At 53.0% G+C, this 14,488-nt stretch carries 12 protein-coding genes and 2 pseudogenes; 9 read left to right on the forward strand and 5 right to left on the reverse strand.

Annotation, left to right across the window (positions count from 1 at the left end):
- Positions 1 to 102: 102 nt before the first annotated feature.
- Positions 103 to 2,418 carry a hypothetical protein gene (locus RC74_RS00380; RefSeq protein WP_039002602.1) on the forward strand — a complete coding sequence of 772 codons (2,316 nt, stop codon included), beginning with the start codon at positions 103 to 105 and terminating at the stop codon, positions 2,416 to 2,418.
- Positions 2,419 to 2,524: 106 nt separating this feature from the next.
- Here RC74_RS00380 and RC74_RS00385 read toward each other — a convergent pair.
- The 4 genes and pseudogenes from RC74_RS00385 to RC74_RS00405 form a co-directional block, all read right to left on the reverse strand.
- Positions 2,525 to 3,808, reverse strand: a pseudogene (locus RC74_RS00385) (IS3 family transposase).
- Between the two features lie 44 nt (positions 3,809 to 3,852).
- The gene (locus RC74_RS00395; protein ID WP_062628100.1) at positions 3,853 to 4,926 is read right to left on the reverse strand and encodes an IS630 family transposase; all 1,074 of its coding nucleotides are present in this window, start codon (positions 4,924 to 4,926) and stop codon (positions 3,853 to 3,855) included.
- A gap of 90 nt (positions 4,927 to 5,016) precedes the next feature.
- Entirely contained in the window at positions 5,017 to 5,232 is a 216-nt protein-coding gene (locus RC74_RS00400; RefSeq protein ID WP_039003325.1) for a DUF2842 domain-containing protein, read from the reverse strand.
- A 2-nt stretch (positions 5,233 to 5,234) separates the two neighbouring features.
- Positions 5,235 to 6,527, reverse strand: coding sequence for an adenylosuccinate synthase (locus RC74_RS00405; protein WP_039003326.1), 1,293 nt, complete (start codon positions 6,525 to 6,527; stop codon positions 5,235 to 5,237).
- 242 nt (positions 6,528 to 6,769) lie between these two features.
- Here RC74_RS00405 and secG point away from each other — a divergent pair, with 242 nt between their 5' ends.
- The 8 genes and pseudogenes from secG (at position 6,770) to RC74_RS00445 (ending at position 13,393) form a co-directional block, all read left to right on the forward strand.
- Positions 6,770 to 7,135, forward strand: a complete 366-nt coding sequence (gene secG / locus RC74_RS00410) for a preprotein translocase subunit SecG (RefSeq protein ID WP_039003327.1) — start codon at positions 6,770 to 6,772, stop codon at positions 7,133 to 7,135.
- 156 nt (positions 7,136 to 7,291) lie between these two features.
- Positions 7,292 to 8,935, forward strand: a complete 1,644-nt coding sequence (locus RC74_RS00415; protein WP_039003328.1) for a CTP synthase — start codon at positions 7,292 to 7,294, stop codon at positions 8,933 to 8,935.
- A gap of 42 nt (positions 8,936 to 8,977) precedes the next feature.
- Entirely contained in the window at positions 8,978 to 9,280 is a 303-nt protein-coding gene (locus RC74_RS00420; protein WP_039003329.1) for a DUF1330 domain-containing protein, read from the forward strand.
- Between the two features lie 30 nt (positions 9,281 to 9,310).
- Positions 9,311 to 9,745: a tellurite resistance TerB family protein gene (locus RC74_RS00425; RefSeq protein ID WP_039003330.1), complete on the forward strand. Its 435-nt coding sequence runs from the start codon at positions 9,311 to 9,313 to the stop codon at positions 9,743 to 9,745.
- 144 nt (positions 9,746 to 9,889) lie between these two features.
- Positions 9,890 to 10,684 (forward strand): ABC transporter ATP-binding protein, encoded by a 795-nt coding sequence (locus RC74_RS00430; RefSeq protein ID WP_039003331.1) that lies wholly within the window; start codon positions 9,890 to 9,892, stop codon positions 10,682 to 10,684.
- 191 nt (positions 10,685 to 10,875) lie between these two features.
- Entirely contained in the window at positions 10,876 to 11,598 is a 723-nt protein-coding gene (locus RC74_RS00435) for a transporter substrate-binding domain-containing protein (RefSeq protein ID WP_039003332.1), read from the forward strand.
- Between the two features lie 75 nt (positions 11,599 to 11,673).
- Positions 11,674 to 12,557 (forward strand): annotated as a pseudogene (locus RC74_RS00440) (ABC transporter permease).
- A complete protein-coding gene (locus RC74_RS00445; protein ID WP_039003334.1) occupies positions 12,554 to 13,393 on the forward strand; it encodes an ABC transporter permease in 840 nt (279 codons plus the stop codon). The pseudogene RC74_RS00440 and the gene RC74_RS00445 overlap by 4 nt, the downstream one beginning before the upstream one ends.
- 85 nt (positions 13,394 to 13,478) lie before the next feature.
- On the opposite strand, the gene RC74_RS21495 is transcribed toward RC74_RS00445, so the two are convergent.
- A protein-coding gene (locus RC74_RS21495) for an IS630 family transposase (RefSeq protein WP_156477400.1) occupies positions 13,479 to 14,437 on the reverse strand; the annotation gives its coding sequence in 2 pieces (ribosomal slippage) (positions 13,479 to 14,093 and positions 14,096 to 14,437; 957 coding nt in all).
- Between the last annotated feature and the right edge of the window lie 51 nt (positions 14,438 to 14,488).

A 14,488-nucleotide genomic window follows, 5' to 3' on the forward strand; every position in this document is an offset into this window, starting at 1 on the left:
GGCCCAGAAATGATACGTATAATAACGTAGTTCCGAACAATTGTGTGATCGGCAACGTGGTAAACATATAGTTGCAGAGTAAGAGAGAAAGCGAGCAGTATCATGATAAGCGAAAGCAAAATCCTGACCGTATCTTACGGAACCTTCTCTTGCACACTTGAAGGTTTCGACGATTCGTTCTCCACGATGAAGGCCATCGCGGAATATTTTAAGACCCTAGCGGCAGAAGACCGTTATTTTGGTGCGGAACCCCCCGCTCCAGACGTGGAAATGCTGGCTCGCATTGCAGAACGTGAAGTTCGCAGTCGTGTTCAGGCGCAAATTGGCGACAACGGCGTTGTGTTACGCAAAAGTGAGGAAACGGGCGCGCAAAACCCTACATTCACGAAAGAAAGCGCCCCCGTTTCTGAGACGCCTCAAGCGCATCCCACCGCCCCCCACAACCAAACGGTAAAAATGCCCGCTCCGGTTGCAGTTCAACTCACGCAAAAAACGGCACCTTTTGTGATGGCAGCAGCAACAGATGGATCAGAATCCGTCGCCGCCAAGCTGCAACGCATTCGTGCGGCTGTATCTCGCGCCCCAACAAACGCTCCGGCAGAAGTCATCGAAGACGCAAACAGCGAAGACCTTTTCAAGCCAATCGCAAGCGCCTTTCAAGACATTGAAGATGACGCTGAAATCGTCCTCCCTTCTGCGCCTAAAGTAGCGCCAGTGGCAGACGAGCAAGCGACCCAAGAGTCATTCGAAGACTCGCAAGTCGTTGAAGCAGTATTAGAAATAACAATTGAAGACAACGACGAAGAGCCGACAGCAGACCTAGTCGAGGACGCCGACATTGTTGTTTCTGATGTCTTCGAAGACACCCTTGAAGACATTCCCGAATTGGCGGTTTCCCTCGAAAACGATGCAGAAGAAGAACTTGAATTCACGAAGGAAAATTCAGTCGATGTTTCTGAGCCTGAAGCTGTTTCAATGGATGTTGAATCCACAAGCGACGACGATGCGGCAGTGCTTGCAGGTGTTGGTGCTTTCATGGCCCAATCTGAACCTTCTGAAACTGTCGCCAGCATTGATGAATATACCAATGAGCAGGGGGATGAGCCCCTCGACGCAACGGATATAACGTCCATCTTGGGCACCATATCCCAAGACGATTCGACATCGCATAGTGATGGCGCCATCCAAGAAGACACACACCAAGACCAAGAAGACGATACTTTTGAAGGAAGCCTTGAGTCCCGTTTGGAAACAGAAAACGTTTTATCCGAGGCCCAGAGTGACGAAGACCTTGCGGATTTGGCCAAGCTCGATGCTCCCCAAGACGCGCTTCAAGACGAAGCACCTGATACTGCATCGGTAGAAAGCAGCACAGAAGAATCAATTCGCACGCCAAAAGGCAGCGTATCCAATGTTCTAGCGCGCGCACGCGCACGCGTCATTCATGTTAAAAAGACTGACTTGGAGCAAGTCTTGGAGGAGGACGCCGTTGAAGAATTCCTCGACGTCTCCGCGTCACCTCAAGAGAATGCTTTTACCGACGATGACACCGACGATGCAAATGAAACGGCCGAAGAGTCGATTCTATCGGCGGAAGATGAAGCAGAATTGATGGCCGAACTTGCGGCTGTAACAAATGAAACACCAGACGACATCCCCACACTTGAACCTCTACCCGAGGTGACTCACTATCATTCGTTGAGCAAGCAAGCAGACGAAGACAATGTGAACCGCCTCATGGACGAGAGCGATTCGAAGTTTGCCGAGAGCGATGGAACTCGGCGCCGCTCGGCCATCGCGCATCTTAAAGCGGCGGTTGCAGCAACAGTTGCCGATCGGAGAATTTTGGGCGGTTCGAAACCAAAATCCGACGATACAGGTGCTTACCGTAAAGATTTGGCCGAAGTTGTTCGTCCGAACCGTGCCGAACGTCGTGCGGGCAGCAGCAAAGATGATCGCCCTGCACCTTTAGTCTTGGTGTCTGAGCAACGCATTGACCTGCATGATGGGCCAGCAGTACGGCCACGTCGCGTAGGCAAATCGGCGCTCGAATTGCGAGATGTGAACGAAGATCTGTCGGAAGGCGGACGCGCAAATTCGAAAACGGCGAAGCATCTTGAGGAAAGCAAATCCTTCGCGGAATTCGCCGAGCGCGTTGGCGCAATTGAATTGCCAGACTTGCTAGAAGCAGCAGCAGCCTACGCATCCTTTGTCGAAGGAAAAGAGCATTTCACACGTCCCGACATCATGCGTCGTGCTTTGCAGTTCGCGGAAGACCAAGGTGTCTCACGCGAAGAAGGCCTGCGTTCCTTTGGCCTCCTCTTGCGTCAAGGTAAAATCGAAAAAGTAAAACGCGGGCAATTCAAAATCGCGCAGTCGACTCGGTTCAACCCAGAATCACGTATCGCTGGCGAGTAGTATCAGCGTCACAAAACAAAAAAAGGCGGCCATTGGGCCGCCTTTTTTGATTCTTATACTGCGGCATCTGGACCTGTCGCGCTTTAGTGCCGCCCCAAGTGCTCGTTTAAGCCACTTTCCGTTCGAAAGCGACGGGACTTTTCCATCCTAGTGCTGAATGGCGCCGTCGCGGATTGTAGAACCCATTGATGTATTCAAAAATCGCCATCTCAGCCTGCCTGCGGGTTTCCCAAGTGTCGCGCCAGATCAGTTCAGCTTTGATGGTTTTGAAGAACGTTTCCACTGCCGCATTATCATAGCAATTCCCTTTGCCACTCATCGATACCTTGAAGCCATGCAGGCGCAGAATCTTCTGGTAATCGTGGGAACAATATTGGCTGCCCCGGTCCGTGTGATGGAAACAGCCCTTGGGTGGTGCCCGAAAGGCTATTGCCATGTTCAATGCCCGGATGGCCAGATCGCGTTTCATTCGGTTACTAACCACTGCCCGACAGTCGAAACGCAGTATCGATGAGAGGGAGCCCAACCGACCACTCGGCGCGAATGCAGATCCAAGATCACAGCAAGATAGAGCCAGCCTTCTCGCGTCCAAATATAGGTGATGTCAGCTGCCCACTTCTGGTTTGGTTGCTCAGCGACAAAGTTCCGATCCAGTAAGTTAGGCGCGATGTTGAACTTATGATTGCCTCCTCTCGGGCATACTGCGCATACCCTGCCGGGCAGTGGTCCGTCGTTGCCTTGTGTTTCCGCGTTCTGATCACTGATATGCCGTTCTGGCGCATCCACTGACCGGCAGTTGGTTGCAAAGCAATCAATGAGAGGGGAACGGCCGACGCGGCGATGCCCGATGTCCAAACCAACTTCTTTCAGTTCTTCAGTCATGCGCGGCCTGCCATAGCTGCCAAGACTGAGACGGGATTGTTCTTTGATGTGGGCCAACGTGACCATATCAGACCGCTGCCTGCGACTGGCTGGACGGTTACGGAACGCCCGTAAGCCGCGTGCGCTGACATTCATGACATGGCACATACGTCCAATGGAAAATGCAGATTGGTGTTCTTCCCCTCTCATCGATACTGCATATCGACTGCCGGGCAATGAATGAACCTAAACCTCACGGCTTTTGGCTCGCGAAGAACACCGTGGCCTTTTTTAGGATGTCCCTTTCCTCCTTGAGAATACGGTTCTCACGTCGAAGCCGGCCATTCTCCTGAGCCAGTCCCAAATCCTCCTTCGACACCACATCCGTGTCTCGGTACGCTGTGATCCATTTGTTCAGCGTCGACACACCGACACCAAGATCATCAGCCACTTGCTTTCGGGTAAGCCCACTGGTCAGTGCGATCCGCACCGCATCTTCCCTAAATTCGTCTGTTCGTTTCAGTCCCATGTTCAGTCTCCTTTGTTGCAGTAAATGCTATCAAAGGAGCGGCATCAAACCGTGACAGGTCCATACAGCACAACCCGAACGTTGCGATGTGAGATGATGCGGAAGTTATCAGTTACTTGATCTCGAAAGTTGCGCCACTTTTTTGGGACGACCTCTCGCATAAAGTTCAAGATTGGGTTGGCGAAGTGTTTTTGCGTTGGATAGTGCCGATTATGGGTGACGTGGCTGTGCATGACGGCCCAGAGCCTCTCAATGGGATTGAGATGAGGGCAATAGGGCGGTAGTTGGATCAGGTGAATGCGACAGTTTTTGCGCGACAGGAACGCTCTGACATTGGGGCCTTTGTGGTATGGGGCATTGTCCCAAATGACGTGAATGATACGTTTGTCAGGGTTTCTGGCCTCAATTTTGGCGAGAAGCTGAACGGAGCTGACCCCATCGACGGTGGTTGGTTCAACGAAGGGCGCGTCAAAGGTTTCCAGGTTCAGAGCGCCGTGAATGTTCACGCGCCCAGATGTCGTTTGGATGGCGGGATTTGACCCTTTGCGAGCCCAACCATGGCTGGGTTTGCTTTGATATTCCGGATGAACTGCATCCGAGAAGTCGACGGCCTCGTCGGCAGGCAAGTTATTCAGTAGGTTCGTATGAAATGCGATGAATGCGGCCTGCTTTTCAACGTCAGCCACACGGGGCAACGCCTTTGGTTTGCGATACTCGAACCCCAGGCGGGCCAGAAGCTTGATGCAGCCAGAATGAGAATAGTGGATGTTGAATTTTGCACCCATATAGGCTCTGATCTGCGCCGTTGAACGGCAGAACCGTTCCTCAAGCCATTCGCTCAAATCCGCCTCATGAGCAATCGTCATCCGTGACTGCCCGCCTTTCCACCCATCGTAGGCGACGGCCTCCCAGTCCTCAGCCAAATATTGCTTGTGCCAGCTGCGCACCGTGTCGTCGTCCAGAAACAGAACCTTTGCGATTTGGGCACATGACATCCCATCATTCAGCAGCGAAAGCGCATTCGCCCGCCGCGCAACCCCGTAATCCTCACGCTGGCGCTTCACGCAGGATAAAAGCTCAAGGCGGTCTGCAGTGGTAAGAAAATTAGGGCGGATCATAAAGACACCTGAAACTCATTCGCTCAGTCCACCAATGCAAAAGTCGGGTGTTCAAAAACCCCGAGTATACCTCATTGGGCTCGCTCTTTTCTAAGCGTCCGGATCCGCCTGACCGATGCCCTTAAATATGGCCTTAAGCGGAAACGCCCAAATAACCCCAAGGAACACATAGATCACCAGTTCCAACCAGAACGGAGGCCGATCAAACAGACCAATAACACTAACCGCAACAATGATATACGCTGGGAGCCCCACAAGGAGTGCAAACAGCGACCACCGCCGACGGGCTTTATAACTCAATGCCATGCTCAATCCTCAAATGGGTCAGTGACAAGGATGGTGTCTTCGCGCTCTGGGCTGGTTGAGAGGATGGCCACAGGGCACTCAATCAACTCTTCAACGCGACGCACATACTTGATCGCGGCCGCTGGAAGGTCGTTCCAGCTGCGCGCCCCTTCTGTGCTCTCGCTCCAACCCGGCATTGTTTCGTAAATCGGCGTGACGCGAGCTTGATGATCGGCGGCAGTTGGCAAATAGTCCACCCGCTTCCCGTCGAGTTCATACCCCACACAAATTTTGAGTTCTTCAAACCCATCCAGCACGTCAAGCTTGGTAAACGCGATACCGGACACACCAGACGTCGCGCAAGTTTGACGCACCAAAACCGCATCAAACCAACCGCAGCGGCGCTTGCGTCCTGTGACCGTTCCAAATTCATGGCCGCGCTCGCCAAGCCGTTGGCCATCCGCGTCATCCAGCTCTGCAGGAAATGGACCTTCGCCCACACGGGTTGTATATGCCTTAACGATTCCAAGTACATAGTCGATTGCACCTGGTCCGACGCCCGTCCCTGTCGCGGCTTGACCCGCGATCACATTTGAGGACGTTACAAAGGGATAAGTGCCAAAATCGATATCGAGCAACGCGCCTTGCGCACCTTCAAACAAGATACGTTTCCCAGCTTTGCGTTTCTCGTTAAGAATTTTCCAAACGGGAGCCGCATAAGGCAGAACATGCTCGGCGATTTCTTTGAGTTTCGCGAGCAAATCAGCCCGATCAACCTCAGGAAGCCCCATGCCACGACGCAGTGCATCGTGGTGCTGAAGCAAACGATCCACGCGCGTTTCAAGAGTAGCCTCGTCTGCCAAATCCGCAACGCGAATTGCACGACGTCCAACCTTATCTTCATATGCAGGGCCAATTCCGCGCCCCGTCGTGCCAATTTTGGCGACCGTATTGTGACCTTCGCGCGCACGATCCAGCTCGCCGTGGACTGGAAGAATCAGAGGGGTATTTTCGGCAATCATCAAGTTTTCAGGTGAAATCTCGACGCCCTGCGCCCGCAGCTTGTCGATCTCTTCGATGAGGTGCCAAGGATCAAGAACAACCCCGTTGCCAATCACAGAGAGTTTGCCACCCCGAACAATTCCCGATGGGAGAAGCGACAGTTTATAGACCTTCCCGTCAATAACGAGGGTGTGACCCGCATTGTGACCGCCTTGGAAGCGCGCAATTACATCTGCGCGTTCGCTAAGCCAGTCAACAATCTTGCCTTTTCCTTCGTCGCCCCATTGAGCGCCTACGACGACTACATTTGCCATTATTCTATCCCGGTGATTGGAAAACCCGCGCCCGTATAACTTGCTATGGACTTACAGGGAACCTCTAAAACACCGTTTACCCCCCAAAGCACAAGACAGGGGTACTTCTTTTGCAGAATTCCCTAGAAATGCAGCAACACCCGCGAGGATTTCACGGGGCCGACCAAAGGCTTTCAACGAATAGGGTTGCGAGCACGGGAAAAGCCGCCTAAATAACTCCAAATCTCAAGCGAGGCTGCTTCATGGAAAATATCGTTCTTGTCATCCACCTACTTCTTGCGTTGTCATTGATCGGCATCGTTCTAATCCAACGTTCCGAAGGGGGCGGCTTGGGTATTGGCGGTGGCGGCAACGGAGGCACCTCGGGGCGCTCTGGCGGGACGGCTCTTGGCAAAGTCACTTGGGTTTTGGCGGGCGGATTCATCATGACGTCGATCACCTTGACTGTAATTGCAGCACAAAATGCTGGTGCAGGGTCGGTTTTGGATCGCGTTGGTGGAAAGGCCCCTGCGCCGATTGAAGCTCCGGCTTCCTCACTTGGTGAAGGTGATGCTTTGCTGCCGCCGTCATCTGGCGACGAAACGCTTACACCCCCCGCCGCCGAATAAACTACTATAAATTGAGAACGAGCAGAAATGCTCCGCAGCATCTTGCGATTGGGTTGCGGTTTCCTTGAGAATCCGTTATAACTCAACTCCCGTGATGCTGCGCTTTTTTGCGCCGTTTTCATCTCAGTTAAAACACTCACGGGAGACGTTCGCCACATGGCTCGTTATATTTTCATTACTGGTGGCGTTGTGTCTTCACTTGGCAAGGGTTTGGCTTCGGCGGCTCTTGGTGCTTTGTTGCAAGGCCGTGGTTATACTGTTCGCCTACGTAAGCTCGACCCTTACCTCAACGTAGACCCCGGAACCATGAGCCCATTTGAGCATGGCGAAGTTTTTGTGACCGATGATGGCGCCGAAACGGACCTTGATTTGGGCCACTACGAACGCTTCACCGGCGTGGCCGCACGCAACACAGATTCCATCTCTTCTGGGCGTGTTTATTCCACAGTGTTGGAAAAAGAACGCCGCGGCGATTATTTGGGTAAAACCATTCAGGTTATCCCGCACGTAACCAATGAGATCAAAGAATTCCTACATATTGGCGAGAATGAAGTCGATTTCATGCTTTGCGAAATTGGTGGCACTGTGGGCGACATCGAAGGCTTGCCCTTCTTTGAAGCAATCCGTCAATTCGCCCAAGACAAGCCGCGCGGCGAGTGTATTTTCATGCACCTCACCCTGTTGCCGTACCTTGCCGCGTCGGGCGAGCTGAAAACCAAACCCACGCAACACAGCGTCAAAGAATTGCGCAGCATCGGGATCGCCCCAGACGTGCTTGTCTGTCGTTCCGAACAACCCATCCCAGAAAAAGAGCGCGAAAAAATCGGTCTTTTCTGTAACGTCCGCAAAGACAAAGTGATTGCGGCATACGACCTCAAATCGATCTACGAAGCCCCCCTCGCCTACCACCGCGAAGGCCTCGACACGGCGGTCCTTGATGCTTTTGGCATCGACCCCGCACCAGCGCTCGACCTCACCCGCTGGGTTGATGTCGCAGACCGCGCCTTCAACCCCGAAGGCGAAGTGAAAATCGCGATTGTCGGCAAATACACCCAACTTGAGGACGCATATAAATCCATCGCCGAAGCTCTTGTACATGGTGGCATGGCCAACCGCGTGAAGGTGAAAATCGAGTGGGTCGATGCCGAGATTTTCGACACAACCGACGCCGCCCCCTACCTAGAAGGGTTTCATGCGATCCTCGTTCCCGGTGGCTTTGGCGAACGTGGAACCGAAGGCAAAATCAAAGCGGCCGAATTTGCACGCACCCGTAAAATCCCCTATCTCGGGATCTGTTTGGGCATGCAAATGGCGGTCATTGAAGCTGCACGCAATGTGGCCCACCTCACCGATGCGGGTTCCGAAGAATTCGACCAAGAATCCGGTGAAAAACGTTTCACTCCTGTAGTTTACCACCTCAAAGAATGGGTACAGGGCAACCATAAAATCGCGCGCAGACTGTCTGACGACAAAGGCGGCACAATGCGATTGGGCGCCTACACGGCCACTTTGAAAGAAGGCTCCAAAGTCGCAGAAGTCTATGGCACGACCAGCATCGAGGAGCGCCATCGTCACCGCTATGAAGTTGACGTGCGCTACCGTGAGCAATTGGAAGCCGTTGGCCTTCAGTTCTCGGGCATGAGCCCAGATGGGAAACTCCCCGAAATCGTCGAGTGGAAAGATCACCCGTGGTTCATCGGCGTGCAATATCACCCCGAACTAAAATCCAAGCCCTTCGCGCCGCACCCGCTTTTTCAAGGTTTCGTAAAAGCTGCCAAGGACAATTCGCGTCTGGTCTAACGGTGGGGAAATGCCTAACCTACCAAAAATTGGGAGGGACATATGACAGACAGTCTCAAAGGATACTGGATCGCGCATGTAGATGTGGGCGATCCGGACGGTTACAAATCCTATGTCGCGGCGAACGGCGTTGCCTTTGCTAAATTTAACGGTCGTTTTTTGGTACGCGGCACCCCTCAAGAGGTCGTCGAAGGCCATGTTAAATCGCGCACAATTGTAATCGAGTTTCCCAGTTTGGAAGCGGCGAAGGCCTGTTATAACTGCGATGAATATCAAGCGGCAAAAGCCTTACGAGCACCTGTGTCAGACTGCGACCTAACGATCATCGAAGGCTGGCTTGGCTAAAACCTCCCTAAAGGAAGCAACATAACTAAAATGATTGATAAACTTTTTTCTCTTTTTGCCCCTGAAGCAGAACCACAAAAACTCGACGACCGCATCGCAATTGCGGGATTGCTTGTGCGCATAGCACGCACCGATGGCGATTATTCCCACGCAGAAATCACCCGCATCGACCGTATTTTGGCAAAACGCTACGGACTCACCCCCGAGCAAACCACCGAGTTGCGTCAGGAAGCCGAAGTCTTTGAGAAGTCGGCCCCCGACACCGTCCGCTTTACCCGCTCGATCAAGGATTCGGTGCCACACGACGAGCGCGAGGCCGTTATCGAGGCTCTATGGGAAGTGGTTTTGGCCGATGGTGTCCGCAATACATACGAAGACACACTCATGCGTTTGCTCGCAAACCTACTGGGTATCACGGACATGGACAGTGCGCGCTGTCGTCAACGTGTTTTATCCAATCAATAATCTCCGATTTCCTGGACCGAGGCGCCCCCGACAATTGGGCGTTTCGCACCAAATTGCGTTCCCTTACGTCAATCGTCCTTTCTGTTTGCAATTTTAAGGAATATCCTTCCTAATAATGAACCAAATCCAAACAGCTGGAATACCGTGACAAAACCTAAAACAAACGACACACAAACTCCTGTGATAGAAATCCGCAACCTGCATAAATCCTATGGGCCGCTGGAAGTCCTTAAGGGTGTGGACATCTTGGCGAACCGTGGGGATGTTGTGTCGCTGATTGGCTCTTCTGGGTCAGGAAAGTCTACCCTTTTACGGTGTGCGAACCTGTTAGAAGATAGCCAGAGTGGGGATATCCTTTTTGAAGGCGAGCCTATTTCTTGGCGCGGCCAAGGTTTGGGGCGTCACCCCGCTGACCGCGCACAGGTCACGCGCATTCGCACCAATCTGTCGATGGTTTTTCAACAGTTCAATCTGTGGGCGCATATGAGCATCCTGCAAAACGTGATGGAAGCCCCTGTTACCGTCCTCGGAGAGGACCGTGAGGCGGTTGAGTTGCGCGCGCGCGACCTGTTGGCAAAAGTGGGGATTGGCGACAAATGTGATGCCTATCCTGCGCAACTTTCTGGTGGTCAGCAACAACGCGCCGCCATCGCGCGTGCGTTGTGTATGCAGCCCAAAGCCCTCCTGTTCGACGAGCCGACAAGTGCCCTTGATCCAGAGCTGGAGCAAGAAGTTGTAAAAGTCATCAAAGACTTGGCAAACGAAGGCCGCACGATGATATTGGTTACGCACGACATGCGGTTGGCGAATGATGTTTCGGACCACGTCGTGTTTTTGCATCAGGGAATCATCGAAGAGCAAGGCCCGCCGTCGACCCTTTTCACCGCTCCTAAAACCGCTCGTTTGCAACAATTTCTCAGCGCAACGGTGAGTGCATAATGTCTGCACCTAGTGCCCTTGTTGCGCTCACATTTGTGGGTCACCCATTAGAGTTTGATTCCAAAATCGTCCTAGATTTCGGCCCTTCGCACATACCCCAGTTTCTCAACGACGGAACCAAGAATACGCACACCAAGCGTTGGTTCCCCGTTGGCGGAAGACTTACGTAATTACACCTCACGGAGACTAAAATGAAAAATATCCTTCTTTCGACCGCAGCTTTAGTTTTTACAACGAGCGTTGCCTTCGCTGACACCGTTCGCATGGGCACAGAGGGTGCCTACCCTCCCTACAACTTCGTCAACGATAATGGCGATCTCGACGGATATGAAATCGTCTTGGGCAATGAACTCTGCAAACGCGCAGAATTGACATGTGAATGGGTCCAAAACGATTGGGACAGCATCATCACAAACCTCAACTCCGGCAACTACGACACAATTATTGCAGGCATGTCCATCACGGACGAGCGCAAAGAAGTCATTGATTTCTCGCAAAACTACACGCCACCAGCGGCTTCCGCCTACCTTGCATTGTCCGAAGACGTTGACCTAACTTCTGCTGTTGTGGCCGCACAAGCTGCTACTATCCAAGCGGGTTACATTGCTGAATCCGGTGCAATCTTGGTTGAGTTCGCAACCCCAGACGAAACCGTTGCTGCGGTTAAAAATGGCGAAGCGGACGCAGTCTTTGCCGACGGCGATTATCTATATCCAATTGCGGCCGAAAGCGGTGGCGAAATGCTCATCGTTGGCGAACCCATCGGATTGGGTGGCGGCATCGGCATCGGCATGCGCAAAAGCGACACAGAACTCAAAGCAAAATTCAACACAGCCATCGATTCGATGAAAGCTGACGGCACGTTGAACGCTTTAATCACTGAATGGTTCGGCGCAGACGCCCAAGTATTCTAAACCTTAATAATCAACGCGCGCCTTGAAAATAGGCGCGCGTTTTCCTATTGGCCAAACCACTCAGGGGACTGTCCGATCTTTTCATATTGCTCCGATCCGTCCGCCCTCGAAGGCCTGACATGGCTGTCGTGCTATCTCACGACAGGAAAACATTTCGCGTTTTACAGTTCGTTTTTAACGGTGCTCCTCTTGCTGGCCGTGACCGCACCCGTTGCCTTGTTCTTTGGCTTTTTGGGCGCGACAGCTTCGCGTAGCCACGTCGCCCCCTGCGCTGGTTTGGAAAAATTTACACCTCCGTCGTGCGCGGGGTTCCTGATATTGCGTTTTTTATGTTCTTTGTCATCGCCCTTGACCAAGCTGTCGAATGGACGCGCCACAAGGTAAAATGCCCCGAATGGACCGATGCCATTCGTCAGGGCAGTGATTTCCTTGTCTGCCCCGATGCTAAAATGCCCCTCTCCACCTCGGCCCAATGGGTCCATGAAACCTACAGTTTCTCCATCGCGGTTTTTACCTTTGCGATCGTGTTCGGCGCCTTTGCGGCCAACGTTCTTTATGGCGCGATGCAAGCCGTCCCCCGTGCCCAAATGGAAACCGCCGAAGCTTACGGTATGTCGCACCGCCAAAGTTTCTGGCGCATTCTTGTGCCGCAAATGTGGATTTTCGCGCTGCCCGGCCTCTCCAATCTTTGGTTGATCCTTGTAAAAGCTACGCCACTTTTGTTCCTTTTAGGCATCCATGACATCGTCTTTTGGGCCCGCGAAATGGGGGGCCACAAAACCAATGCCTTCGACTATCCGCATCCAGATTGGCGCATTTGGTATTTCCTTGGTTTGATGGTCTTCTACCTCACACTAACCAAAGTGAGCGAAATCGCCTTTGCCAAATTGACTCGTAAACTTTCCCGTGGACAGGCAACCGCTGGCGGCGAAGCCCAGCGACGCGAGGCCACGGCATGAGTTGCCTCGAAACCATCCAAAACTACGGCCTGCGCTCCATCGGCTATGGCGAGCGGCTTCTGCCCAAAACCGACTTCACCCTGTGTGATCAATTCACATTGATTGGCTCGGGTATGATCTGGAACATCTATTTCGGCGTCCTCGCCCTCATCTTTGGCTTCTTTGCCGCCACAGCCGTGGCCATGGGCAAAAGCTCACATCGCTGGATTCTGCGCCGCCCCGCCGAGATTTTCATCTTTATCTTTCGCGGCTCGCCCCTGTTTATTCAGTTCTTCTTGGCGTATGAAACCTTCGTTCTCCTGCCCAAACTCGGCATCGATCTCAACCTAGGATTCGTCGAAATTACGCTGGAAACCCGCATGTTAACAAAGGCTTGGCTCGGGGCATTGCTGGTGCTTTTCCTCAACACAACGGCCTATACTGCGGAAATCTTCTATGGTGCGCTGAACTCTATTCCCAAGGGGGAAATCGAAGCTGCCGATGCCTACGGTTTAACCGGTTGGAAGAAATTCCGGCGGGTGATTTTCCCCACCATGCTGCGCCTCTCGTGGCCCGCTTACACCAACGAGGCGATCTTCCTCTTCCACGCCACAACCTTAGTCTATTTCTCGGGCTTTCCGGCATGGCAGCAACGCGGCGATGCGCTGTATTACGCCAGTTATTTTGCGGACAAAACGTTTAACCCGTTCGTCCCTTATCCGATCCTTGCCATGTACTACGTGCTTTTGACGTTTGTTGTGATTGGGATTTATGGGGCTATCAGTAAATATCTCAATCGGCATTTACCGCAAGAAGCCCGTCGCAAATTTCAGTTCAGACCCCAGATCATTCGCTGACGCGTGACACGCTGAAAACAGGGGGTTTTTGCGGTAGAATGAGCGTTTTCTACCGCAGAGCCAATCAGCTTAAAGCATCGAGCTTTTAACTTGATCCGTATCCCGCCTCACAAAAGAAGTTCCAGCATTCGTCTGGCGTGAAGAGATTGCAAATTTTGGCGAGGGCATCGAACATCTGGTCAAATGTTCTGGCTCCGATCCTTCGAAGGTGGGCTTTGAGTTTTGAGAAGGCCATTTCAATGGGGTTGAGATCGGGTGAGTACGGCGGCAGGTAGAGGAACCAGCACCCGACTTCCCGCAAGGCTTCTGCAGCCGCCTTGTTGTAATGGGTGGCAAGGTTGTCGCAAATGACGACAGTGCCTGGTCGCAGTTCCGGGGCAAGGACATTGCGGACGTAGACTTCAAACGCCTCACCATCCATCGCCCCCTTGATGACCCATGGTGCAATCAGGTTATCTTGCGTCAGGCCTGCAATGAACGTCTGAGTGCCCCACGCCCCAAACGGTGCGTCCATTTCCAGACGCTTTCCGCATAGACTGCGCCCACGTAGTCGGGTCAGATTGGTTTTTACTGACGTCTCGTCTATGAAGACGAGCCGTTCAGGATGCGCTTGCATTGCCGGAATACGGTACCGGAACCAGTCCCGACGACGCAGCTTCACATGGGCGCGGAGCCGCTCGGTGGCCACCAGTGACTTTTTTTGTACGTGTAACCAAGTTTGCGCAGGAACCGTCCGATAGATGCAGAATGGGCAACAACACCCGTGGCGGCCTTCAGCGCTCCGGCCAGTTCTGGCAGTGTGATGTCACCATCCTGCGCGACCAACTCTACAAGAAACTCACGGTGGAGCGCGAGCTTTCCGTGTCCTTTTGGTCGCCCTTGGACATCCGGTGTGGCATTGCCTCGCTCACGGATTCTGCGAAGCCAGCGAACGCCCGTGGCCGCCGAAACCTTCAAACGCGCCGCCGCCGCACGACCGCTCAACCCTTCCTCAATGTACTCTTGAAACCGCGCCCGAAGCGCCATCGGTAATGCTGCTGACATGATCCATCCTCCCAACCAGAGTGAATCACAAAACTGAACTCAACGGAATCC

Source organism: Falsihalocynthiibacter arcticus (assembly GCF_000812665.2).
GTDB lineage: Bacteria > Pseudomonadota > Alphaproteobacteria > Rhodobacterales > Rhodobacteraceae > Falsihalocynthiibacter > Falsihalocynthiibacter arcticus.